Origin of the sequence: Methanosarcina sp. 1.H.T.1A.1, assembly GCF_000979295.1 — an archaeon.
Classification (GTDB): Archaea; Halobacteriota; Methanosarcinia; order Methanosarcinales; family Methanosarcinaceae; genus Methanosarcina.
The window spans coordinates 1-1,047 of sequence record NZ_JJQY01000032.1; the positions used below are offsets into that span (position 1 = coordinate 1).

General features: G+C 49.7%; 1 protein-coding gene. It reads left to right on the plus strand.

Annotated elements, in window-relative coordinates; translation table 11 throughout:
- The coding region (locus EO95_RS03850; protein ID WP_048132347.1) for a glutamine amidotransferase family protein at positions 1-990 on the plus strand (990 nt) is incomplete at its 5' end.
- Positions 991-1,047: the final 57 nt, after the last annotated feature.

The window sequence follows — 1,047 nt, forward strand, 5'->3', positions numbered from 1 at the left end:
CCGAGATCTACACCTCTCTATTCGTCGGCAGCGTCAGATGTGTATAAGAGACAGGCATACGGGATTTACCCCGAATATGCAGACTGTTATGCTCTTCATGTTTTCTTTGACAACATGGCAGAACCAAAAAAGAAGGTTGATGAAATCCTCCAGCAGTGGGGAGAAATCGTTCACCAGGAAGAGATCCCGACCACCCCGCAGCCAGGCTTAAAAAAGGTCCATACTCCCTGGAGATACTTCTTTAAACCCTCAGAAGGCCTTATGGAAGGGAGAATGGCTTCTGAAAACGATGTTGTAACGCATATATTCATGGAAGTAAATGCCAACATAAAAGGAGCCACAATCTTTTCCTCGGGGAAAAACATGGGAGTCTTCAAGGCTTCCGGCTGGCCCGAGGATGTAGCAAACTTCTACAGGATAGAGGACTACAAAGGTTACATCTGGCTTGCCCACAACCGCTACCCGACAAATTCTCCGGGCTGGTGGGGAGGAGCCCATCCCTTCAATCTTCTTAACTGGTCAGTGGTGCATAACGGGGAGATAACCTCTTACGGCACAAACCAGCGCTATGTGGAGGGTTACGGCTATAAATGCACTGCACTTACCGACACAGAGGTTGTAGCTTACCTTTTTGACCTGCTCGGAAGGCAGCATGAACTGTCACATGAGATGGTTGTCAAGGCCCTTGCCCCCCCATTCTGGGACGATATCGACCGCATGCCTGCAAAGGAAGCCGAACTGAACAAAGCAATCCGCCTTACCTACGGGTCTGCTCTTATGAACGGGCCTTTTGCTATTGTAGTTGGGACAGAGAACGGTATTGTAGGCTTCACTGACAGGATTAAACTGCGCCCCCTGGTCGTTGGCGAAAACGGAAGCAGGCTTTACATATCCAGCGAAGAAGCCGCAATAAGGACCCTTGACCCCGAAGTAAAGAATATCTACACTCCCAGGGCAGGAGAACCCATCATAGGGAGGTTTATCGAATGACTGTCTCTTATACACATCTCCGAGCCCACGAGACGGACTCCTATCTCGTATGCCGTC